The 21,178-nt window shown below is 69.9% G+C and carries 19 protein-coding genes and 1 riboswitch; of the genes, 11 read left to right on the top strand and 8 right to left on the bottom strand.

Annotated elements, in window-relative coordinates; genetic code table 11:
- Positions 1-50: 50 nt before the first annotated feature.
- Positions 51-275, bottom strand: coding sequence for a hypothetical protein (locus IEY91_RS38415; RefSeq protein WP_373288116.1), 225 nt, complete (start codon positions 273-275; stop codon positions 51-53).
- 172 nt (positions 276-447) lie between these two features.
- Here IEY91_RS38415 and IEY91_RS38410 point away from each other — a divergent pair, with 172 nt between their 5' ends.
- A complete protein-coding gene (locus tag IEY91_RS38410; protein ID WP_189177443.1) occupies positions 448-1,422 on the top strand; it encodes a carbohydrate kinase family protein in 975 nt (324 codons plus the stop codon).
- An 80-nt stretch (positions 1,423-1,502) separates the two neighbouring features.
- Here the strand turns inward: IEY91_RS38410 and IEY91_RS38405 are convergent, their stop codons facing one another.
- On the bottom strand, positions 1,503-2,882 hold the full coding sequence (locus tag IEY91_RS38405; protein WP_189177442.1) for a cysteine desulfurase/sulfurtransferase TusA family protein: 1,380 nt from the start codon (positions 2,880-2,882) through the stop codon (positions 1,503-1,505).
- 357 nt (positions 2,883-3,239) lie between these two features.
- Between IEY91_RS38405 and ctaC the strand changes: the two genes are divergently transcribed.
- The 4 genes from ctaC to IEY91_RS38385 all read left to right on the top strand — a co-directional run bounded on the left by ctaC (position 3,240) and on the right by IEY91_RS38385 (position 7,731).
- Positions 3,240-4,202 (top strand): aa3-type cytochrome oxidase subunit II, encoded by a 963-nt coding sequence (gene ctaC, locus IEY91_RS38400; RefSeq protein ID WP_164325738.1) that lies wholly within the window; start codon positions 3,240-3,242, stop codon positions 4,200-4,202.
- Entirely contained in the window at positions 4,199-5,935 is a 1,737-nt protein-coding gene (ctaD, locus tag IEY91_RS38395) for an aa3-type cytochrome oxidase subunit I (protein WP_164325739.1), read from the top strand. The genes ctaC and ctaD overlap by 4 nt, the downstream gene beginning before the upstream one ends.
- Positions 5,932-6,330: a cytochrome c oxidase subunit 4 gene (locus IEY91_RS38390; RefSeq protein ID WP_164325740.1), complete on the top strand. Its 399-nt coding sequence runs from the start codon at positions 5,932-5,934 to the stop codon at positions 6,328-6,330. Before ctaD ends, IEY91_RS38390 begins: the two co-directional genes overlap by 4 nt.
- Before the next feature lie 153 nt (positions 6,331-6,483).
- Positions 6,484-7,731: a L,D-transpeptidase gene (locus IEY91_RS38385; protein WP_164325741.1), complete on the top strand. Its 1,248-nt coding sequence runs from the start codon at positions 6,484-6,486 to the stop codon at positions 7,729-7,731.
- Positions 7,732-7,749: 18 nt separating this feature from the next.
- On the opposite strand, the gene IEY91_RS38380 is transcribed toward IEY91_RS38385, so the two are convergent.
- On the bottom strand, positions 7,750-8,154 hold the full coding sequence (locus IEY91_RS38380) for a DNA-binding transcriptional response regulator (RefSeq protein WP_164325742.1): 405 nt from the start codon (positions 8,152-8,154) through the stop codon (positions 7,750-7,752).
- A 165-nt stretch (positions 8,155-8,319) separates the two neighbouring features.
- Between IEY91_RS38380 and ctaE the strand changes: the two genes are divergently transcribed.
- The 6 genes from ctaE to IEY91_RS38350 all read left to right on the top strand — a co-directional run bounded on the left by ctaE (position 8,320) and on the right by IEY91_RS38350 (position 15,719).
- A complete protein-coding gene (gene ctaE, locus IEY91_RS38375) occupies positions 8,320-8,940 on the top strand; it encodes an aa3-type cytochrome oxidase subunit III (RefSeq protein WP_016639576.1) in 621 nt (206 codons plus the stop codon).
- A 101-nt stretch (positions 8,941-9,041) separates the two neighbouring features.
- Entirely contained in the window at positions 9,042-9,851 is an 810-nt protein-coding gene (qcrC, locus tag IEY91_RS38370; protein ID WP_164325743.1) for a cytochrome bc1 complex diheme cytochrome c subunit, read from the top strand.
- Positions 9,848-10,906 (top strand): cytochrome bc1 complex Rieske iron-sulfur subunit, encoded by a 1,059-nt coding sequence (qcrA, locus tag IEY91_RS38365; protein ID WP_164325744.1) that lies wholly within the window; start codon positions 9,848-9,850, stop codon positions 10,904-10,906. The genes qcrC and qcrA overlap by 4 nt, the downstream gene beginning before the upstream one ends.
- Entirely contained in the window at positions 10,903-12,555 is a 1,653-nt protein-coding gene (gene qcrB, locus IEY91_RS38360) for a cytochrome bc1 complex cytochrome b subunit (RefSeq protein WP_189177441.1), read from the top strand. Before qcrA ends, qcrB begins: the two co-directional genes overlap by 4 nt.
- Before the next feature lie 154 nt (positions 12,556-12,709).
- Positions 12,710-13,774 (top strand): anthranilate phosphoribosyltransferase, encoded by a 1,065-nt coding sequence (trpD, locus tag IEY91_RS38355; protein ID WP_189177440.1) that lies wholly within the window; start codon positions 12,710-12,712, stop codon positions 13,772-13,774.
- A 161-nt stretch (positions 13,775-13,935) separates the two neighbouring features.
- A riboswitch (SAM riboswitch) is annotated at positions 13,936-14,052 on the top strand.
- A 188-nt stretch (positions 14,053-14,240) separates the two neighbouring features.
- Positions 14,241-15,719, top strand: a complete 1,479-nt coding sequence (locus IEY91_RS38350; RefSeq protein ID WP_229697518.1) for an aminotransferase class V-fold PLP-dependent enzyme — start codon at positions 14,241-14,243, stop codon at positions 15,717-15,719.
- Here IEY91_RS38350 and IEY91_RS38345 read toward each other — a convergent pair.
- From IEY91_RS38345 to IEY91_RS38325, 5 genes are all read right to left on the bottom strand, one after another.
- Positions 15,602-16,870, bottom strand: a complete 1,269-nt coding sequence (locus IEY91_RS38345) for a glycerate kinase family protein (RefSeq protein ID WP_189177439.1) — start codon at positions 16,868-16,870, stop codon at positions 15,602-15,604. The genes IEY91_RS38350 and IEY91_RS38345 overlap by 118 nt on opposite strands.
- Before the next feature lie 190 nt (positions 16,871-17,060).
- Positions 17,061-18,485: an SLC13 family permease gene (locus tag IEY91_RS38340; protein WP_164325749.1), complete on the bottom strand. Its 1,425-nt coding sequence runs from the start codon at positions 18,483-18,485 to the stop codon at positions 17,061-17,063.
- Between the two features lie 125 nt (positions 18,486-18,610).
- On the bottom strand, positions 18,611-19,273 hold the full coding sequence (locus IEY91_RS38335; protein ID WP_189177438.1) for a response regulator transcription factor: 663 nt from the start codon (positions 19,271-19,273) through the stop codon (positions 18,611-18,613).
- A 28-nt stretch (positions 19,274-19,301) separates the two neighbouring features.
- Entirely contained in the window at positions 19,302-20,666 is a 1,365-nt protein-coding gene (locus tag IEY91_RS38330) for a sensor histidine kinase (protein WP_229697531.1), read from the bottom strand.
- A 67-nt stretch (positions 20,667-20,733) separates the two neighbouring features.
- Entirely contained in the window at positions 20,734-21,078 is a 345-nt protein-coding gene (locus tag IEY91_RS38325) for a small secreted hydrophilic protein (RefSeq protein WP_189177437.1), read from the bottom strand.
- Positions 21,079-21,178 lie beyond the last annotated feature (100 nt).

The following is a 21,178-nucleotide window of genomic DNA, read 5'->3' as shown; positions in this document are numbered from 1 at the left end:
CGGTGGGACGCGACGGGGGAGCGCACGGTTCCCTCAGCGCACGCCGGAGCTCAGTCCCCGTACTCCGACATGCCGTCGATGACACGCGCGGAGGCGGCAGGGACCGTGACCCCGTGGATCAGCGACGGCGGCACGGGCGCCGCCGGAACGACGGGCACCACCCAGTGCGGGACCATGCGGGCGCAGTCGCCGCGCAGCGATTCCAGGTTCTCCGGGTTCTCGAGGCTCTCGACGCCCTCCAGGGGTTCCGTGGCGTGCTCGGCGGGGTGCCGCAGAGGGCTGCGCTGAGAGCTGTGTTTCGGGATGACGGCCATAACGGAACCGTATGCACCGCTAAGCCGATGAAGAAAGACCTACTATTGGGTATTTTTGGCCAGTTCAATGTTGGGTGTTCGACCGGATAGCGTTAACCGTCAACCCCTCGCCTCGCTGCAGGAGCTTCCAGCCGTGCGAATCGCAGTCACCGGCTCCATCGCCACCGACCACCTCATGACCTTCCCTGGTCGCTTCGCCGACCAATTGGTCGCCGACCAGCTCCACACGGTCTCCCTCTCCTTCCTGGTCGATGCCCTCGACGTCCGCCGCGGCGGCGTCGCCGCCAACATCTGCTTCGGCATGGGCCAGCTCGGCACCGGCCCGATCCTCGTCGGCGCGGCAGGCGCCGACTTCGACGAATACCGCGCCTGGCTCGACCGGCACGGGGTGGACACCGCCTCGGTCCGCATCTCGGAGACGCTGCACACGGCCCGCTTCGTGTGCACCACGGACGCCGATCACAACCAGATCGGCTCCTTCTACACCGGCGCGATGAGCGAGGCCCGCCTCATCGAGCTCAAGACCGTCGCCGACCGCGTCGGCGGCCTGGACCTCGTCCTGATCGGCGCCGACGACCCGGAGGCGATGCTCCGCCACACGGAGGAGTGCCGCTCCCGGAAGATCCCCTTCGCCGCGGACTTCTCCCAGCAGATCGCCCGCATGGGCGGCGACGAGATCCGTAATCTCCTGGAGGGCGCGACGTACCTGTTCTCCAATGAGTACGAGAAGGGGCTCATCGAGTCCAAGACCGGCTGGAGCGACGCCGAGATCCTCGCCAAGGTCGGCCACCGCGTGACCACCCTCGGCCCGAACGGCGTCCGCATCGAGGCCGTCGGCAAGGACCCGGTCGAGGTCGGCGTGCCCGAGGAGAAGGCCAAGGTCGAGCCGACGGGCGTGGGCGACGCGTTCCGCGCCGGCTTCCTCTCCGGCCTGTCCTGGGGCGTCTCGCACGAGCGTGCCGCCCAGGTCGGCTGCATGCTCGCCACCCTGGTCATCGAGACCACGGGCACCCAGGAGTACGAGCTGCACCGCGCCCAGTTCATGGAGCGCTTCACCAAGCAGTACGGCGACGAGGCCGCGGCCGAGGTCAAGTCCCACCTGCCGTAGCGCGACGCGGCGGGGTGCGGGGATGATCCACTCCCGCACCCCGCCGCTGGGTCCTGCGCCCCGACCGGGGGACCGTCCGGCTACACCAGCCGCCGCACCACGTACGCCACCCCGTGCTCCCGCTCCCGCGGCCCCACGTACTCCTGCTTCTGCGTCCAGCACCACGCCGGGATGTCCACGGCCGCGACCTCGTCGTCCGACAGGACGGTGACCGTGCCGCCCACCCGGACCCGGGGGAGCGCCTTCGCCAGCTCGATCACGGGCAGCGGGCAGCGCTCGCCCAGGGCGTCGACGGTCAGCTCGTCCAGCGTGCCGGTGGCGGCGGAGGCGACGGGCGCGCCCAGCTTCTCGCGCACCCCGGCGACCGCGCCCGGCAGCACGTCGAGGAAGCGCTCGACCTCGGCGGCGTCGGCGCCGAACGGCAGCGAAACGCGTACGTTGCCCTCACTGACCACGCCCATCGCCTTGAGCACATGGCTCGGCGTCAGCGTGCTGCTGGTGCAGGACGACCCGGACGACACCGAGAAGCCCGCCCGGTCCAGCTCGTGCAGCAACGTCTCCCCGTCGACATAGAGACAGGAGAACGTGACCAGGTGCGGCAGCCGCCGCACCGGATCGCCGACGACCTCCACGTCCGCCACCAGGCCCGGCACCCGCGCCCGGATCCGCTCCGTCAGCTCGCGCAGCCGCCCGGCCTCCGCCGCCGCCTCGGCCCGCACCGCCCGCAGAGACGCGGCGGCCGCCACGACCGCCGGAATGTTCTCGAACCCGGGCGCGCGCCCCGACTCCCGCTCGTCCACCGGCCCGCGCGGCGCGAACCGCACCCCCTTGCGTACGACGAGCAGCCCCACCCCCGCCGGCCCGCCCCACTTGTGGGCGCTCGCGGCCAGCAGCGACCAGCCGCCGTCCACCCGCCCCCACGGCAGCGACTGCGCCGCGTCCACCAGGAGCGGCACCCCGTCCGCCCGGCACACCTCCGCCACCTCGGCGACCGGCTGCTCGGTGCCCACCTCGTGGTTGGCGGACTGCAGACACGCGAGCGCGGTGTCCTCGCGCAGCACGGCTTCGTACGCCTCCGGGCGCACCGCCCCCGTCCGGTCCACGGCGATCTCCGTCACCGTGCCGCCCGCCGACTCGTGCGCGGCCGCCGCGTGCAGCACCGCCGAGTGCTCGACGGCCGACACCACCAGATGCCCACCGACCCGCCGCCGCCCGGCCAGCGCCCCCGCGACCCCGTCGTGCAGCGCCCGCGTCCCCGATGGAGTGAACACCAACTCGTCCGGCCGACACCCCACCGCCTCCGCGGCCGCCTCCCGAGCGGCATCGAGCAGCAACCGGGCCCGCCGCCCCTCCCGATACAGCCGCGCGGGATCGGCCCACCCTTCATCAAGAGAGGCCATCAGCGCCTGCCGGGCAACGGGATGAAGGGGAGCGGCGGAGGCAACGTCGAAGTAGGACACACGGCAAAACTAACGTTCGGGTCAGGAGTGCGTACGTAAGGGGCGCGAGGCTGTGACATTGTGCGGCTCCGCCGCGTGGGCGCGAGCAACCACAGAGCACCGGCACCCGCCGAACAAGAGATCCCGCCGAGCCGGAGGGCGCCCGAGCCACCGTCAGATACCGGCCGACGGACGGGCATCCCACCCCTTCAGAGTGACCCGCGGCGCGTTAGGCACCCTCCCCGCGCGACCCCAAATAGCGTCCAGTAGGGTTTGGTCCGCATAAACATCCAAACCCCTGCCCGACGCAGGGCGGCGACCCGACCACCGAGAAGGCCGCAGCCAACAGCGCGGGCGAGACTCTCGGGAAGGCGCTACGTGAGTCCCAACGGCTCCGACCGCTCGCCGCGGCGCCCGATGCGGCGGAAGCTGCTGCAGGCATTGACTGCGGGCCTGGTCCTGGTAACCGCCACCGGTTGCACATACAAGGACTTTCCCCGCCTTGGTATGCCGACCCCGGTCACGGAGGAGGCTCCGCGGATCCTCTCCCTCTGGCAGGGCTCGTGGGCGGCTGCGCTCGCCACGGGCGTGCTGGTCTGGGGCCTGATCCTGTGGAGCGTCATCTTCCACCGGCGCAGCCGCACCAAGGTGGAGGTTCCTCCGCAGACGCGTTACAACATGCCCATCGAGGCGCTGTACACGGTGGTCCCGCTCATCATCGTCTCGGTGCTCTTCTACTTCACGGCACGTGACGAGTCCAAGCTCCTCAAGCTCGACGACAAGCCCGCCCACACCATCAACGTGGTCGGCTTCCAGTGGAGCTGGGGCTTCAACTACATCGAGAACGTGCCGGGCGCAGGCAAGGACAACGCCAAGACGTCCAAGGACCTGGACGCCATTCCGGAGCGGTTCCGCAAGGACTTCCCGGCCAACGCCAACGGCGTCTACCAGGTCGGTACGCCCGGCGAGCGGAACCCGCAGAACGGCAACCCGGGCCCGACCCTCTGGCTCCCCAAGGGCGAGAAGGTTCGCTTCGTCCTGACTTCGCGTGACGTCATCCACTCCTTCTGGGTGGTTCCGTTCCTCATGAAGCAGGACGTCATCCCGGGCCACACCAACGCCTTCGAGGTGACTCCCAACAAGGAGGGCACCTTCATGGGCAAGTGCGCCGAGCTCTGCGGCGTCGACCACTCCCGGATGCTCTTCAACGTCAAGGTCGTCTCTCCCGAGCGCTACAAGCAGCACCTCGAGGACCTCGCGAAGAAGAACCAGACCGGATACATCCCGGCCGGCATCGAGCAGACGCGCCACGAGAAGAACCGGGAGACGAACAACCTGTGAGCATCCTCAACGAACCCCAGGGTGCCGCGGCAGCAGACGACTCGTACGAGGACGAACTGCCGGTCAGGCGCAAGCAGCCGGGAAACGTCGTCATCAAGTGGCTGACCACCACTGACCACAAGACGATCGGCACGCTCTATCTGGTCACGTCGTTCGCGTTCTTCTGCATCGGCGGCGTCATGGCGCTCTTCATGCGCGCCGAGCTCGCCCGCCCGGGTACGCAGATCATGTCGAACGAGCAGTTCAACCAGGCGTTCACGATGCACGGCACGATCATGCTGCTGATGTTCGCGACGCCGCTGTTCGCGGGCTTCGCGAACTGGATCATGCCGCTGCAGATCGGCGCGCCCGACGTCGCGTTCCCGCGGCTGAACATGTTCGCCTACTGGCTGTACCTGTTCGGCTCGCTGATCGCGGTCGGTGGCTTCCTCACCCCGCAGGGTGCGGCGGACTTCGGCTGGTTCGCCTACTCGCCGCTCTCGGACGCGGTCCGGTCGCCCGGCATCGGCGCCGACATGTGGATCATGGGTCTGGCCTTCTCCGGCTTCGGCACGATCCTCGGCTCGGTCAACTTCATCACGACCATCATCTGCATGCGCGCACCCGGCATGACGATGTTCCGCATGCCGATCTTCGTGTGGAACGTGCTGCTCACGGCCGTGCTCGTGCTGCTCGCCTTCCCGGTTCTGGCCGCCGCGCTCTTCGCCCTGGAGGCGGACCGCAAATTCGGCGCCCATATCTTCGACGCCGCCAATGGCGGGGCCTTGCTATGGCAACACCTCTTCTGGTTCTTCGGCCATCCAGAGGTGTACATCATCGCCCTACCATTCTTCGGAATCATTTCCGAAGTCATCCCGGTCTTCTCCCGCAAGCCGATGTTCGGCTACATGGGCCTGATCGGCGCGACCATCGCCATCGCCGGTCTTTCGGTGACGGTGTGGGCGCACCACATGTACGTCACAGGCGGCGTACTCCTACCGTTCTTCTCCTTCATGACGTTCCTGATCGCCGTGCCAACAGGCGTGAAGTTCTTCAACTGGATCGGAACGATGTGGAAGGGGTCCTTGTCCTTCGAGACCCCGATGCTCTGGGCGGTCGGCTTCCTGATCACCTTCACCTTCGGTGGTCTGACGGGTGTCATCCTGGCCTCGCCGCCGATGGACTTCCACGTGTCGGACTCGTACTTCGTGGTCGCGCACTTCCACTACGTCGTCTTCGGCACCGTGGTGTTCGCGATGTTCTCCGGATTCCACTTCTGGTGGCCGAAGTTCACGGGCAAGATGCTCGACGAGCGGCTCGGCAAGATCACGTTCTGGACGCTGTTCGTGGGCTTCCACGGCACGTTCCTGGTCCAGCACTGGCTCGGCGCCGAGGGCATGCCCCGCCGGTACGCGGACTACCTGGACGCGGACGGCTTCACCGCCCTGAACACGATCTCGACGATCTGTTCGTTCCTGCTCGGCCTGTCGATACTGCCGTTCTTCTACAACATCTGGAAGACCGCCAAGTACGGCAAGAAGGTCGAGGTCGACGACCCCTGGGGCTACGGCCGTTCGCTGGAGTGGGCGACCTCGTGCCCGCCGCCGCGGCACAACTTCCTCACGCTGCCGCGCATCCGTAGTGAATCCCCGGCGTTCGACCTGCACCACCCGGAGATCGCCGCGATCGACCAGCTGGAGAACGCCGGTCACGGCGAGAAGGCTCTCGCTGGCGGCAAGGAGGCCGGCAAGTGAAGGTCCAAGGCAAGATGTTCATCTGGCTGAGCGTCTTCGTGCTGGCCATGGCGATCGTCTATGGCTGGTGGTCGAAGGAGCCCGCCGGTACCACCGCGCTCTTCCTGGCCTTCGGCCTGTGCATCATGATCGGCTACTACCTGGCCTTCACGGCCCGGCGGGTCGACGCCTCCGCACAGGACAACACCGAGGCCGACGTCGCGGACGAGGCCGGCGAGGTGGGCTTCTTCAGCCCGCACAGCTGGCAGCCGCTGTCCCTGGCCATCGGTGGCGCGCTCGCCTTCATGGGCGTCGTCTTCGGCTGGTGGCTGCTGTACTTCTCGGCCCCGATCATCCTGATCGGCCTGTGGGGCTGGGTCTTCGAGTACTACCGCGGTGAGAACCAGACCCAGTAGGGCTGGTCTGGTTCGGCCGCACCGCAGGGCCCCGGGGCCCGGACGCTCCTGACGGAGAGTCCGGGCCCCGGGGCCTTTTCGTTGCGCCGTCCGGGGGAACTCGTACGGGTCACTCGGCGCGCCGTACTTGATGAACCTTCATACCGTGTGCTCATGAGCAATTCACCGCGTATCCGCACGGTACTGAGCTGCACGTCGCTGGTGGTCGCCCTCGGTGCGGGGGCCACGGCCTGCGGCAGCGACGGCCATCCGCTCTCGGCCAAGCCGTACGACGCGGCGAGCCAGATCGCGTTCAACGGGCCCGCGGGCAGCCAGAAGGCCGACCCCGACAAGCCGCTCGAAGTCACCGCCCAGGGCGACGACGGACGCATCACCGATGTGACCGCCACCGACGCCATGGGCCGCTACGTGGCGGGCGAACTCTCCGCCGACGGCTCCCGGTGGCACAGCACCGCCCCGCTGGCCGCAGGCGCCCACTACACGGTGCGCGTGAGCACCGAGGACGACGAGGGCTCACCCGGCCGCAAGGTCCTCAACTTCGCCACCAACGAGGCCGCCAAGAAGAGGCAGCTGAAGGTCACCTTCGGCCCGGAGGCGGGCAAGTACGGCGTCGGCCAGCCCGTCACCGCGAAGCTCAGCGCCAAGGTCAAGGGCAAGGAGGCCCGGGCCACCGTGGAACGGGCCCTGACGGTGCGCTCCAAGCCCGCCACGGAGGGCTCCTGGCACTGGGTGGACAGCCAGACGCTGCACTACCGCCCCAAGGACTACTGGCCCACCAACGCCACCGTGGACGTCCACAGCAACCTGGACGGCATCAAGGTCAGCGACAGGCTCTGGGGCGCCGCGGCCAAGCCCCTGCAGTTCACCACCGGCGACAAGATCGTGGCCGTGACGGACGCCGGCTCGCACTGGATGACGGTCTACCGCAACGGCGAGGAGATCAACTCCATCCCCGTGACCACCGGCAAGCCCGGCTACTCCACGCGCAACGGCATCAAGGTGGTGCTCGGCAAGGAGTACGTCGTCCGCATGACCAGCGCCAGCATCGGCGCCTCGGACTTCTACGACAAAATGGTCTACTACGCGACGAGGGTCACCGACAGCGGTGAATACGTCCACGCGGCCCCCTGGTCCGTGGGCTCCCAGGGCGCCGCGAACACCAGCCACGGCTGCACCGGCATGAGCACCGGCAACGCCGCCTGGTTCTACGAGACCGTCCGCCAGGGCGACATCGTGAAGGTCGTCAACAGTTACGGCGCCGACATGGACCCGTTCGGGAACGGCTTCGGAGACTGGAACGTCCCCTGGAAGAAGTGGCGCGAGGGCAGCGCACTGCTCAAGGGCACGAAGGAGGGCCGCACGGCCGTGGACGCGGCCCGCCTGCGCCCCGAGTCCGTCTGAGCCCCGCAGGGCCCCGAGCTAGCCCGCGGTGAGGGCCGACTTGCTGCGCAGCAGGTCGGCCAGCGCCGCCGCGAACTCCACCGGATCGACCGGCAAGGTCACCGCGGCCTCGGCCCGGCTCCACGTGGCCAGCCAGGCGTCCTGCGGCCGCCCGATGAGCACCAGCACGGGCGGGGCCTGGAAGATCTCGTCCTTGATCTGCCGGCACACCCCCATGCCCCCCGCAGGGGTGGCCTCCCCGTCGAGCACGCACACGTCGACGCCGCCCCGGTCCAGCTCCGTCAGGACCGCCGGGAGCGTCGCGCACTCCAGGAAGCGCACCTCCGGGACGTCGGAGGCCGGCCTGCGCCCGGTGGCCAGGCGGACCTGCTCACGGGTGTTCGCGTTGTCGCTGTAGACAAGGACCGTGGCGGTTGGCTGCATGGTTCCTCCGCTTCGTCGAGGTGATCTCGCGCGGATGCTACTCCTCCCGACACCTCGTCAACACCGGTTCGGACACCGCTCCGATGGGCCATACGGGCAGGACACACCCCGCAGACACTCCGAACGGCACCCCCCGGGGTGAGGGCGGGATAAGCGACCGACATAATGTCGGTCGTGGCGACAGCAACGACAGTAGATACCGGGCACGCGCACCCGCCGGTCAATCGACCGAACCTCACCAGCGTCGGAACCATCATCTGGCTGAGTTCCGAGCTGATGTTCTTCGCGGCCCTCTTCGCGATGTACTTCACCCTGCGATCGGTGACCGGTCCAGATCACTGGAAGGAAATGGCGTCAAGCCTGAACTTCCCGTTCTCTGCGACGAACACCACGATCCTGGTGCTCTCCTCCCTCACCTGCCAGCTCGGCGTGTTCGCCGCCGAGCGCGGGGACGTGAAGAAGCTCCGGATGTGGTTCATCGTCACCTTCATCATGGGTGCGGTCTTCATCGGCGGTCAGGTCTTCGAGTACACGGAGCTGGTCAAGCACGAGGGCCTCTCGCTCTCGTCGGACCCGTACGGCTCAGTGTTCTACCTGACCACCGGTTTCCACGGACTGCATGTGACAGGCGGACTCATCGCCTTCCTGCTGGTCCTCGGCCGTACCTACGCGGCTCGGAGGTTCACTCACGAGCAGGCGACCGCTGCCATCGTCGTGTCCTACTACTGGCACTTCGTCGATGTCGTCTGGATCGGCCTCTTCGCCACGATCTACATGATCAAGTAATCGGTACCGGGGACCGTGGCGGCCCGGCCGCCCCGACGCACCCGACGTACCGACACATTCCAGAAGCATCGACGCAGAAGATCCTGACACCGGGGTAATCCGTGAAAAAGCTCTCCGCACGACGACGCCATCCGCTGGCGGCGGTCGTCGTCCTACTCCTCGCGCTGGCGGCCACCGGGGGGCTGTACGCCGTGTTCGCTCCGGCGGACAAGGCGCAGGCCGACGAAACCGCTCAGTCCCTCGCCATCGACGAGGGCAAGAAGCTCTATGCCGTTGGCTGCTCCAGCTGCCACGGAACCGGCGGTCAGGGCAGTTCCGACGGTCCCAGCCTGGTGGGCGTGGGCGCCGCCGCTGTCGACTTCCAGGTCGGCACCGGCCGTATGCCGCTCCAGCAGCCGGGCGCCCAGGCGCCCAAGAAGAAGGTCATCTACAACCAGGCGCAGATCGACCAGCTCGCCGCGTACGTCGCCTCGCTCGGCGCGGGACCCGACATCCCGACGAAGAAGCAGGTCAGCCCCGAGGGCGCCGACATCGCCAAGGGTGGCGAGCTGTTCCGTACGAACTGCGCGCAGTGCCACAACTTCACCGGTGAAGGCGGCGCGCTGACGCACGGCAAGTTCGCTCCCAGCCTCGAGGGCGTCAGCCCCAAGCATCTCTACGAGGCCATGGAGACCGGCCCGCAGAACATGCCGTCCTTCCCCGACACGACGATGCCGGAGAAGAGCAAGAAGGACATCATCGCGTACCTCGACGCGGTCAACAGCGAGAAGACCGAGAGCCCCGGCGGTCTCAAGCTGGGCGGTCTCGGACCGGTCAGTGAAGGCCTCTTCGCCTGGATCTTCGGCCTCGGCGCGCTGATCGCGGTCGCCGTGTGGGTCGCCGCCCGGACCGCAAAGGCCAAGAAGTCATGAGTAGCCAAGAGAATCCAGCAGAGAACCTGCCCAGCGAGCAGGAATCCGCGCACGGCGCGGTAGCCGTGGCCGACGAGGCCCACCCGTTCGCGGACCCGGGGCTGCCGCCCCACGAGCACCGCGTCCAGGACATCGACGAGCAGGCCGCCCGGCGCTCCGAGCGCACGGTCGCGCTCCTGTTCACGATCTCGATGCTGGCCACCGTGGCCTTCATCGCCTCGTTCGTGGCCTTCCCGGTCGACAAGAGCGTCTACATCTGGCCCATCGGCCACATCAGCGCGCTCAACTTCTCCCTGGGCATGACCCTCGGCGTGGCCCTCTTCTGCATCGGCGCGGGCGCGGTCCACTGGGCCCGCACCCTGATGTCCGACGTGGAGGTCGCCGACGACCGGCACCCCATCGAGGCCGAGCCCGAGGTCAAGGCCAAGGTCCTGGCCGACTTCGCGGAAGGCGCGAAGGAGTCCCAGCTCGGCCGGCGCAAGCTGATCCGCAACACCATGTTCGGCGCGCTCGCGATGGTCCCGCTGTCCGGTGTCGTCCTGCTGCGTGACCTCGGTCCGCTGCCGGAGGACAAACTGCGGCACACCCTGTGGTCCAAGGGCAAGCTGCTCGTGAACATGAACACGAACGAGCCGCTGCGCCCCTCGGACATCCCGGTCGGCTCGCTCACCTTCGCCAAGCCCGAGGGCCTGGAGGAGCACGACCACGACTTCCAGACCCAGATCGCCAAGGCCGCCCTGATGATCGTCCGGATCCAGCCGGACAACATCAAGGACAAGCGCGAGCTGGCGTGGTCGCACGAGGGCGTCGTCGCGTACTCCAAGATCTGCACCCACGTGGGCTGCCCGATCTCCCTGTACGAGCAGCAGACGCACCACGCGCTCTGCCCGTGCCACCAGTCCACCTTCGACCTCTCCGACGGCGCCCGAGTCATCTTCGGCCCCGCCGGTCACGCCCTTCCGCAGTTGAAGATCGGCGTGAACGAGGAGGGCTACCTCGAGGCGCACGGCGACTTCGACGAGCCCGTCGGTCCTGCCTTCTGGGAGCGCGGATGAGCACCGAGAACACCACGGCGACGGCGGCCCCTGCCGCCGACTCACGCAAGAAGGCGCCCGCCGGTGAGCGGGTCGCCGACTGGGCCGACGGCCGACTTGGGATCTACTCCCTGGCCAAGGCCAACATGCGCAAGATCTTCCCGGACCACTGGTCCTTCATGCTCGGTGAGATCTGCCTCTACAGCTTCATCATCATCATCCTCACGGGTGTGTATCTGACGCTGTTCTTCCACCCGTCGATGAACGAGGTGGAGTACCACGGCAGCTACGTGCCCCTGCAGGGCCAGCTGATGTCCGAGGCGTTCAACTCGACCATGCACATCTCCTTCGATGTGCGCGGTGGTCTGCTGATCCGGCAGATCCACCACTGGGCGGCGCTGATCTTCCTCGCGGCCATGTTCGTGCACATGATGCGCGTCTTCTTCACGGGCGCCTTCCGCAAGCCGCGCGAGGTCAACTGGCTGTTCGGCTTCCTGTTGTTCGTCCTCGGCATGTTCACCGGATTCACCGGTTACTCGCTGCCGGACGACCTGTTGTCAGGAACAGGTGTCCGCTTCATGCAGGGCGCCGTCCTGTCGGTGCCGATCGTCGGAACGTACCTCTCGATGTTCCTGTTCGGCGGGGAGTTCCCCGGCGGCGACTTCGTGGCGCGGTTCTACTCGGTGCACATCCTGCTGCTGCCGGGCATCATGCTCGGGCTCGTGGTGGCGCACCTGATCCTGGTCTTCTACCACAAGCACACGCAGTTCGCGGGCCCCGGCAAGACCAACAAGAACGTCGTCGGCATGCCGCTGCTGCCGGTCTACATGGCCAAGGCCGGAGGCTTCTTCTTCCTGGTCTTCGGCATCATCGCGGCCGTCTCGGCGATCGCGACGATCAACCCGATCTGGGCTCTCGGGCCCTACCGTCCGGACCAGGTGTCCACCGGCGCCCAGCCCGACTGGTACATGGGCTTCTCCGAAGGCCTGATCCGTGTCATGCCCGGCTGGGAGATCAACGCCTGGGGTCACACGCTCGTCCTGGGTGTGTTCATCCCGTTGATCATCTTCCCGCTGGTCCTGGTGGCCATCGCGGTCTACCCGTTCATCGAGGCCTGGGTCACCGGGGACAAGCGCGAGCACCACATCCTGGACCGCCCGCGCAACGCCCCGACCCGCACCGCCTTCGGTGTGGCCTGGATGACCTGGTACTTCGTACTGCTGGTCGGTGGTGGAAACGACCTGTGGGCCACGCACTTCCACCTGTCGATCAACGCCATCACCTGGTTCGTCCGGATCTTCTTCTTCGCCGGACCGGTCATCGCGTTCATCGTCACCAAGCGGATCTGCCTCGGCCTCCAGCGCCGCGACAAGGACAAGGTGCTGCACGGACGCGAGTCCGGCCTCATCAAGCGCCTGCCGCACGGTGAGTTCATCGAGGTGCACGAGCCGCTCAACAAGGAGCAGCTGCACACCCTCACCGCGCACGAGCAGTACGAGCCGCTCGAGATCGGCCCGACGGTCGACGAGAACGGCGTCGAGCGCAAGGTGAAGGGCTCGCAGAAGCTGCGGGCGAAGCTCTCCAAGGGCATGTACGGCGAGGACACCCAGATCCCCAAGCCGACCGCCGAGGAGTACAAGGAGATCACGAGCGGCCACGGCCACCACTGATCACCGGAGCGCGGTGACGCGCTGACCTGAAGGTCGCCACGGCAGGAGCCCCGTCCAGGGCATGGACGGGGCTCTTTGCCGTGCTGAGGGCTGGATAGGGTGGACCCACCCCAACAAGCTTGGGATGTCTTCGTCTACGAACCCAGGAGCGGCCATGAGCGCTGTGACCCCCGCAGGAGGCGACACCGCGGCGGCCCGTTCCTGGCCCGACGTGCTGAACGGGCTGCTCGACGGGCGCGACCAGAGCGCGGACGACACGGCCTGGGCGATGGACCGCATCATGCGCGGCGAGGCCACCGACGCGCAGATCGCGGGCTTCGCGGTGGCGCTGCGGGCCAAGGGCGAGACGGTCGAGGAGATCTCAGGACTCGTCCGCGCCATGTACGAGCACGCGCACACCATCGAGGTGCCAGGACCGAGCGTCGACATCGTCGGCACCGGCGGCGACGGCGCCAAGACCGTGAACATCTCCACCATGTCGGCGATCGTCGTCGCCGGGACCGGCGCGAAGGTCGTCAAGCACGGCAACCGCGCGGCGTCCTCCGCGAGCGGTGCCTCCGACGTCCTGGAGAAGCTCGGCGTCAACCTGGAGCTCACCCCGCAGCGGGTCCGGGAGGTCGCCGAGGAGGCCGGGATCACCTTCTGCTTCGCCGTGAAGTTCCACCCCGCGCTGCGGCACGTGGCGCCCGCGCGGCGCGAGCTCGGCATCCGGACCACCTTCAACTTTCTCGGTCCGCTGACCAACCCGGCCAAGGTGCGGGCCCAGGCCACCGGCGTCGCCGACGCCCGGATGGCGCCGATCCTCGCCGGCGTCCTCGCCGAGCGCGGCTCGTCGGCGCTGGTGTTCCGCGGGGACGACGGCCTGGACGAGCTGACGACCACGGCCACCTCGCGGGTGTGGGTGGTACGGGACGGGAGCGTCCGCGAGGAGGCCTTCGACCCCCGGGACGTCGGCATCGACCTCGTCCCCGTCGAGGCCCTGCGCGGCGCCGACGCCTCGTACAACGCGGAGGTCGCACGGCGCCTCCTGGACGGCGAGACGGGGCCCGTACGGGACGCGGTGCTCCTGAACGCGGCGGCGGCGCTGGTCGCCCTGGAGCAGGGCGAGGGCCCTCTGGCGGAGCGGATCCGCCGGGGGATGGCCCGGGCCGCTCAGGCCATCGACTCGGGCGCGGCCAAGGCCGCGCTCGCGCGGTGGGTGGCGGCCAGCAACAAGTAGCGCGTGCGGTGGTTGGAAGGAGGCCTGCGGCCTCCTTCCTCCGCCGCGGCGGCGTTCAGCCCCCACCGGGCTGAACGGCGGTGCCGCGCAGGCGCAGCCCGTACGTCCGGGATTCGGACGGTCAGTTGCGTCTGCGCGATCATTTGGCATACTTCTCGGCAGGTCATGAGCGACAGCGACTAGGCCCCAGCCCGCTGTCCGGCAACCCTCCGTCCGTGGCGGGGTGCCCTGGGTGAAGACCAGGCGGTGGACAGCAAGGTTCGCCGCAAGCGCGGACCCCTTTTGAACCCTGGGGTCCTGGTCCTCAAGGGAGCAGTCTCGTGAGCAAGCGAATGCGATAGGGCGTCGACGCCCCTTTTCCGCGCACCTTTTCGCACCTCCTTCTCCTTCATCGCTGAGCCGATCGCCGTCGTACGTCGTACGCGCGTCGCGCAGCGAATTCGCTTGCCTCTCACGGGAGTTCGCCATGTCTGCCACCACTGTCGCCGCCGACCCCGCCGTCTGTGCCCCGCTGCCCGTCCTCGGCCGCGACGTCACCGTCCCCCTCGTCACCGGCGGCGAGGTCACGTACGCCGCGCTCGACTACGCCGCCAGCGCGCCGGCCCTGCAGCGGGTGTGGGACGACGTGGCCGCGTACGCGCCGTACTACGGCAGCGTGCACCGCGGCGCGGGCTACCTGTCGCAGCTGTCGACCGACCTGTTCGAGAACGCGCGGAAGACCGTCGCCGAGTTCCTGGGCTGCCGCGAGGGCGACCAGGTGGTGTTCACGCGGTCGACCACCGACTCGCTGAACCTGCTCGCCGCCGCGCTCCCCGCCGACTGCCAGGTCTTCGTGTTCGAGACCGAGCACCACGCCTCGCTGCTGCCCTGGCGCGACGCCCGCGTCACCTACCTCGACGCCCCGCGCACCCACGACGAGGCCGTCCACACCCTGGAGCGCGCCCTCGCCGACCGCGACCCTTCCCCAAGCTCTCAACTTCGTTCGAGCAGGGGAGGCCCCACTGGGCCCGCCCTGGTCTGTGTCACCGGTGCCTCGAACGTCACCGGCGAGCTGTGGCCGGTGCGCGAGCTGGCCGCCGCCGCGCACGCGCACGGCGCCCGCATCGTGCTCGACGCCGCGCAGCTCGCGCCCCACCACCCCGTGGACGTACGGGAGTTGGACGTCGACTGGATCGCCTTCTCCGGCCACAAGCTGTACGCGCCCTTCGGCTCCGGCGTGCTCGCCGGGCGGGCCGACTGGCTGCAGGGCGCCGAGCCGTACCTCGCGGGCGGCGGTGCCTCGCGGAAGGTCGCGCGGCGCGCCGACGGGGGAGTGGACGTCGAGTGGCACGACACTGCCGCCCGGCACGAGGCGGGATCGCCCAACGTCATCGGGGCGTACTCCATCGCCTCCGCCTGCAAGGCCCTCGACGAGGCCGGGTTCGACGCGCTGGTGGCGCGGGAGCGGCAGCTGATCGGCACGGTCCGCGCGGGGCTCGCGGCGGTGCCGCAGGTGCGGGTGCTCTCGCTGTTCGGGGACGACGCGCCGCGCGTGGGCGTCATCTCGTTCGTGGTGGACGGCTGGAACAGCTCGCACTTCGCCGCCGCGCTGTCGGCCGAGTACGGCATCGGGGTGCGCGACGGCCTGTTCTGCGCGCACCCGCTCGTACGCACCCTGCTCGGCGGCGAGTCCGACGAGCCCGGTGAGTGCGGCGCCCCGGAGGCCGCGCCCGGCGAGCGCTCGCTGAACGCGATCCGGGTGAGCTTCGGCGCGGGCACCCCCGACGAGCACGTGGAGCGCTTCGTACGCGCCGTCAAGGAACTGGTGAGCGACGGCGCGCGGTGGAATTACCGCACCGAGGACGGGCGTTGCGTGCCGGACACCGGCGTGGCGGAGACGGGTGTCGCGGAGACGGGTGCGGCGGACAACGAGGCGGCGGGCGGCGCGGACGCCGTCGCTGCCTGACGCCGTAGCCGGGACCCCAGGACGATCATGCGCAGGGCGCGTTCCGTCGCGTCCGTGAGGAACTCGCCGCCCCGGTTCAGCGCCTCCGCGAGCGACACCGGGGCGGGCAGGATCGCGCTGTAGGCGTCCACGCCCAGGTCCCGCACCTGGTGCGCGCCGTCCCCGATGGTGCCCGCGAGCACCAGGACCGGGCGGCCGAACAGCTTGGCGCGGCGGGCCACCTCGGCCGGCACCTTGCCGTGCGGCGTCTGGTGGTCCAGGGCGCCCTCGGCGGTGACGACCAGGTCGGCGCGGGCGAGCCTGGCGTCCAGGTCGAGGTGGTCGAGCAGCACGTCGAAGCGGGGCAGGAGCTGGGCGCCGAGCGCGGCGAGCCCCGCGCCGAGGCCTCCGGAGGCGCCGGTTCCGACGCCGCCGTAGAGGTCGGTGGTGACGTTCAGGTCGCGGGTCAGGACGTACGCCCAGTGCTCCAGGCCCGCCGCGAGCTCCTCCACCTGTGTCGGCGTCGCGCCCTTCTGCGGGCCGAAGACGCGGGCCACGCCGCGCTCGCCGCACAGCACGTTGTGCGGGTTGCAGGCCACGAGCAGCTCGGTCTCGGCGAGGCGCGGGTCGAGGCCGGTGACGTCGATGTGGTGCAGCCGCATCAACTCCCGTCCTCCGTACGGAAGTTCCCAGCCGTCCGCGTCCAGGAGCCGGGCGCCGAGGGCCTGCAGTGCGCCCGCGCCCCCGTCCGAGGTGCCGGAGTCGCCGCAGCCCACCAGGATGCGGCGCGCGCCCGTGTCCAGGGCGGCGCGGATCAGCTCGCCCACGCCGTACGTCGTGGTGGCGCCCGGGTCGCGCAGGTCCCGTGGGACCAGGCTGAGGCCCGCCGCCGCGGCCATCTCCACGACGGCGGTGCCGGAGCCGAGCAGCGCGAAGTGGGTGCCGATGCGCTCGCCCACCGGGCCCGTCGCGGGCAGCGCCACCAGGCGTCCGCCGGTGGCTGCGGCCAGTGCCTGCGCGGTGCCCTCGCCGCCGTCGACCAGCGGGATCAGGTCGACCTCCGCGTCGGGCACGACGCGCCGCACGCCGTCGGCGATGGCCTCGGCCGCGGACTGGGCGGACAGGGACTCCTTGAAGCCGCTGGGCGCGACGGCGAAACGGGTGAGGGGCATGGACGTACTCCTTGGGAGGCGTGAACGAGGGGGAGGGCGAGGCGGGCGTCGAGGGGAAGGGGAAGTGGGTGTCGAGCGGGAGGTGAAGTGGGTGTCGAGTGGGAGGTCGAGGGGAGCCGCGAACGGCAAGGCGTAGCGGGCATCGAGTGGGACGGCGACGGAGGGCGGCGAGCAGGAAGGCGAAGGCGGCTCAGCGGACGACCGGCACGCCGAGCAGCGGCCACACCGCGAGCGCGAACAGCAGCACCAGGGCGGCCGTCAGGGGAGCCAGCACGGCGGACAGGCGCAGCAGGTCGCGCGGCGTGTAGGTGGGCGTCCCCGGTATCTCGGCGAAGAGCGTGACCGGCTTCGCTGACGCGGGCAGGGTGTGGCAGAAACCGGCGGCCGCCGTCGACGCGAGCGCCGCCGCGACCGGGTTCACGCCGGCGCCCACCGCGGCCGCGACCACCAGCGGCACCAGGACGGAGGAGCGGGCCGAGCGGGACTGCAGGACCAGATGCGCCGCCGTGCTGACGGCGATGACGGAGGCCAGGAACAGCCAGGGCGACAGGTCGACGGGAAGCCCCGACACCAGCCACTTCGCCGCCCCCGAGTCGGCGAGCGCCACGCCCATCGCCATCGTCGCCGCCATGAAGAGCAGCAGCGACCACGGCACGGTCCTCAGCGCGTCCTTCAGGCGTACGGTGCCGAGCGCGGGTGAGGACGCGACGACCGCGCCGATCAACGCGACGACGGCGGGCGGCACTTGGTGCAAGGGCTCGCTGCACCACAGTGCGACGACGGTGGCCAGGAGCAGGGCGCAGCGGGTCTCGGCGGGCTCCCAGGGGCCGGTGACGGGCTGTTCGGTGTCTTCTACGTGCGCCTGTATGTCGTCGGCGGTGATGTGGATCGGGCCCTTCCGGTCGGCCCGCCGGGTCGTCGTCCACAGCACGGCCTCGGCCGCCAGATGGGACGACGCTATGGCCAGCGGCAGGCCGAGCAGCAGCCACTGCGTGAAGCCGATCCGCTCGCCCGTGCTCTCCCACAGCACGGACACGGTGATCAGATGCGCGCCCGCGCCGATCAGGGTCGCGACCGCCGACAGCAGGATCACGGTCGGGAAGAGCAGCGCCAGCATCACCACAAGCCGTTTGCGGTCGGCCAGGACCTTCGCGAGCGCGAGGAAGACGGGCAGCGCGAGCGCGGCCCGGCCGGAGGTGGCCGGCACCGCGAAGGCCGTGACGACGAGCGCGGCGGTCGTCAGATGCGTCAACTGCCGTACGCTGCGCGCCCCGCTGACCAGGAACGCCGCCGCCCGCCCCGCGAGCCCGCTGCGCGCCACGGCGGCCGCGAGCACGAACGCGCAGATCAGCAGCCACACCGTCTCGTCGCCGAGGGTCCCGAAGAGGGTGTCGCTGCTGATCACACCGGTCGCGGTGAGGGCGAGGCCCGCGCCGAGCGCGATGTACGTGTCGTCGATCGGCGTGCCGATCCAGGCGCAGGTGGCGAGCGCGAAGACGGCGAGCGTGAGGCGGGCGTCACCGCTCAGGCCGGGGAAGTTGCCCGGCACCACGAGGAGCGCGCACAGGCTCAGCGCCAGGCAGAGCAGAATCGTTTGCCGCAGGGTCAGTGTCACGGCATCCAGAGTTCAGGTGCGCCGTGAGCCCTCAATGAGCCGAAGATGAAGGGAACTTCACCGGGCCGGTTGTGAGGCCGGGCCGGTCGTGGGGCCGGGCCAGGAGGCGCCCCCGGCCCCACGGTTCACGCCGGCAACCGGTACCCCATCCCCCGCACCGTCTCCACCCGCTCCGCCCCCAGCTTCTTGCGCAGCGCCCGCACGTACACGTCCACGATGTTCGAGCCCGGGTCGAAGTCGTAGCCCCACACGTGCGACAGGATCTGCTCGCGCGAGAGGACCTGCCCGGGATGGCGCAGGAACAGCTCCAGGAGCACGAACTCACGCGCCGTCAGATCCACCGTCCGCTCGCCCGAACGGGCCCTGCGCGTACGCAGGTCGAGCGTCACCTCGCCACTGCGGAGCACCGTCACCTCCGGCGCGCGGGCCGCCGTGCGCAGCCGCAGCCGCACCCGCGCGAGCAGTTCCTCGAAGCGGAACGGCTTGGTCATCCAGTCGTCCGCGCCGCCCTCCAGGCCCGCGACGGTGTCGCCCACGGAGTCGCGCGCGGTCAGCACGATCACCGGCGCCGACACCCGCGCCTCGCGCAGCTCCCGCAGGACGGTGAAGCCGTCCCGCCCCGGCAGCCCGATGTCGAGCAGGATCAGGTCGAAGCCGCCGGTCAGGGCGTAGTCGTACGCCGAGTCGCCGTCGCCCACGATGGTCGTGGTGAAGCCGTTGGCGCGCAGTCCCTTGTCGACGAAGGAGGCGATGCGCTCCTCGTCCTCCACGATCAGGACGCGATTCATGTCCGCTCCCCGGTGGTCGGTGCAGGGCTCACGTCTGGTCCTCCAGTACGAGTACGAAAGTGGCGCCGCCGCCCTCGGTGGCGCGCAGGCGGACCTCGCCGCGGTGGCCGTGGGCGATCGCGCGGACGATCGAAAGGCCGAGTCCCGCGCCGCTGGTGCGCGCCCCGCGCCGGGACGTGCCGCGCCGGAAGCGTTCGAAGATGACCTCGGCGTCCTGTGCCTGGACGCCGGGGCCGCTGTCGGCGACGTACAGCTCGATCCGTCCGTCCGTGACGCGCGAGCCGACGCGGATGCGCTGGCCCGGCACGGTGTGCTGGACGGCGTTCTGGGCGAGCTGGACCATCGCCTGCGTGATGCGCTGGGGGTCGAGGCGGGCCTCGCTGTCGGCGGTCTCGGCCAGTTCCCAGCGGCGCTCGCCGAGGGTGCGGGCCTTCACGAAGACGTCGGCGGTCAGCTCGGCGAGCTGCACCGGCTCCGGCCTGATGAAGTCCGGGCGCTCGGCCTTGGCGAGGAGCAGCAGGTCCTCGACGATGCGGCTCATGCGGTCCAGTTCGTCGGTGACGAGCCGGACGGTCTCCTCGCGCTCGGACGGGTCGTCGCCCATCAGCTCCAGGTGGCCGCGGACGATGGTGATGGGGGTGCGCAGCTCGTGCCCGGCGTCGTCGACGAACTCGCGCTGCGCGGCGAAGGCCCGCTCCAGGCGGTCCAGCATGCCGTTGAAGGTGTCCGCGAGCGCGGCGATGTCGTCCTTGCCGTGCACGGGGATGCGCCGGGTCAGGTCCTGCTCGGTGAGCTGGGCGGCGGCGGTGCGCACCACCCGTACGGGTTTGAGGATGCGCCCGGCCACGGCCCACGCGATGCCCGTCGTCAGCACGAGCGCGACGCCGGAGATGGCGAGCAGGATGCGGAACACGTCGTCCGCCTTGGCCTGTTCGGCGGCCGGGTGGAAGGCGACGACGAACGCGGCCTCCGGCTCGTCGCCGTGCCGGGCCACCTCGACCTTGGCCCAGCGCAGCTCGCCGCCGGACGGGCGGTCCAGGGTGCCGGTGGAGCCGCTCGCGGCGAAGATCGCGCGGCGGGCGCCGGGGTCGCGGTGCAGCGGGTGGCGCACCGACAGTTCGCGGGGCTGGGTGTACTGGGCCGGGCCCGCGCCCTCGCGGCGCACCAGGCCGATCAGCTCCTCGCCCGGGTCCGCGTACTGCCGCTCCAGGAAGACCTGGAGCAGCCGGCGCGGATCGGAGAAGCGCTCGCCGGTGTCCGGGTCGACGCCCCGGTCCACGAAGTTGGTGAACTCGCCGGTCTCCTGCGTGAGGAGGCGGTCGACGCGGTGGTCGACGTCGCGCAGCAGGATCGAGCGGGTGGTCGCGGCGACCGCGGCGAGGGCGACGGCCATCACCAGGAGCAGCCACAGCAGGATGCGTACGCGCGCGGAGACGCGGCGGTGCGCGGCACCGGGCGGCTCAGCCGTCGTCGCCCGGCCCGTCGTCGGCGTCGTCGTCGCCCGCGGAGCCGGGCTTCCCGATCGATCCGGGGGAGGGGGTTGTGCTGCCGTCGTCGTCATCGTCACCCGAGTCGCCCGTGTCGTCCGTGCTGTCGTCGCCGACCGGGGGCGGGGAGATCACCTGGTCGCTCGGTGTGGGCTGCGGTTTCGTCGGCGCGGTCGACGGCGAGCCGCTGTCCAGCTCGACCTTGGGAGGCACCTTGGGGGACGAGGGGCTGTCGGTGAGGGCGTAGCTGGTCACGGCGATGCCCAGCGGAATCGCCACGACGGCCGCCAGGGCCGCGATGCGATGGGAGAAGACCATGGCAGCGATGGTGGGCGGCGTACCGATTCATCAGGATGAGCCGCGGATGAAGGAACGCTCATCCGGGGCGGCGGGTCCGGATTCCGAGGGAGTCCCAGGG

This window comes from Streptomyces lasiicapitis (assembly GCF_014646335.1).
In the GTDB taxonomy this organism is placed as follows: Bacteria; Actinomycetota; Actinomycetes; order Streptomycetales; family Streptomycetaceae; genus Streptomyces; species Streptomyces lasiicapitis.
The sequence above is the reverse complement of the archived record's forward strand: the minus strand, read 5'-3'. Positions and strand labels throughout refer to the sequence as shown.

Coding starts and splice junctions, on each gene's coding strand:
- qcrB (WP_189177441.1), top strand. CDS start 10,903: ATGAGCACCGAGAACACCACGGCGACGGCGGCCCCTGCCGCCGACTCA.
- IEY91_RS38385 (WP_164325741.1), top strand. CDS start 6,484: ATGAGCAATTCACCGCGTATCCGCACGGTACTGAGCTGCACGTCGCTG.
- ctaE (WP_016639576.1), top strand. CDS start 8,320: ATGTCGGTCGTGGCGACAGCAACGACAGTAGATACCGGGCACGCGCAC.
- IEY91_RS38335 (WP_189177438.1), bottom strand. CDS start 19,273: ATGAATCGCGTCCTGATCGTGGAGGACGAGGAGCGCATCGCCTCCTTC.
- IEY91_RS38330 (WP_229697531.1), bottom strand. CDS start 20,666: ATGGCCGTCGCCCTCGCCGCGGTCGCCGCGACCACCCGCTCGATCCTG.
- qcrA (WP_164325744.1), top strand. CDS start 9,848: ATGAGTAGCCAAGAGAATCCAGCAGAGAACCTGCCCAGCGAGCAGGAA.
- IEY91_RS38350 (WP_229697518.1), top strand. CDS start 14,241: ATGTCTGCCACCACTGTCGCCGCCGACCCCGCCGTCTGTGCCCCGCTG.
- IEY91_RS38325 (WP_189177437.1), bottom strand. CDS start 21,078: ATGGTCTTCTCCCATCGCATCGCGGCCCTGGCGGCCGTCGTGGCGATT.
- IEY91_RS38345 (WP_189177439.1), bottom strand. CDS start 16,870: ATGCCCCTCACCCGTTTCGCCGTCGCGCCCAGCGGCTTCAAGGAGTCC.
- IEY91_RS38380 (WP_164325742.1), bottom strand. CDS start 8,154: ATGCAGCCAACCGCCACGGTCCTTGTCTACAGCGACAACGCGAACACC.
- trpD (WP_189177440.1), top strand. CDS start 12,710: ATGAGCGCTGTGACCCCCGCAGGAGGCGACACCGCGGCGGCCCGTTCC.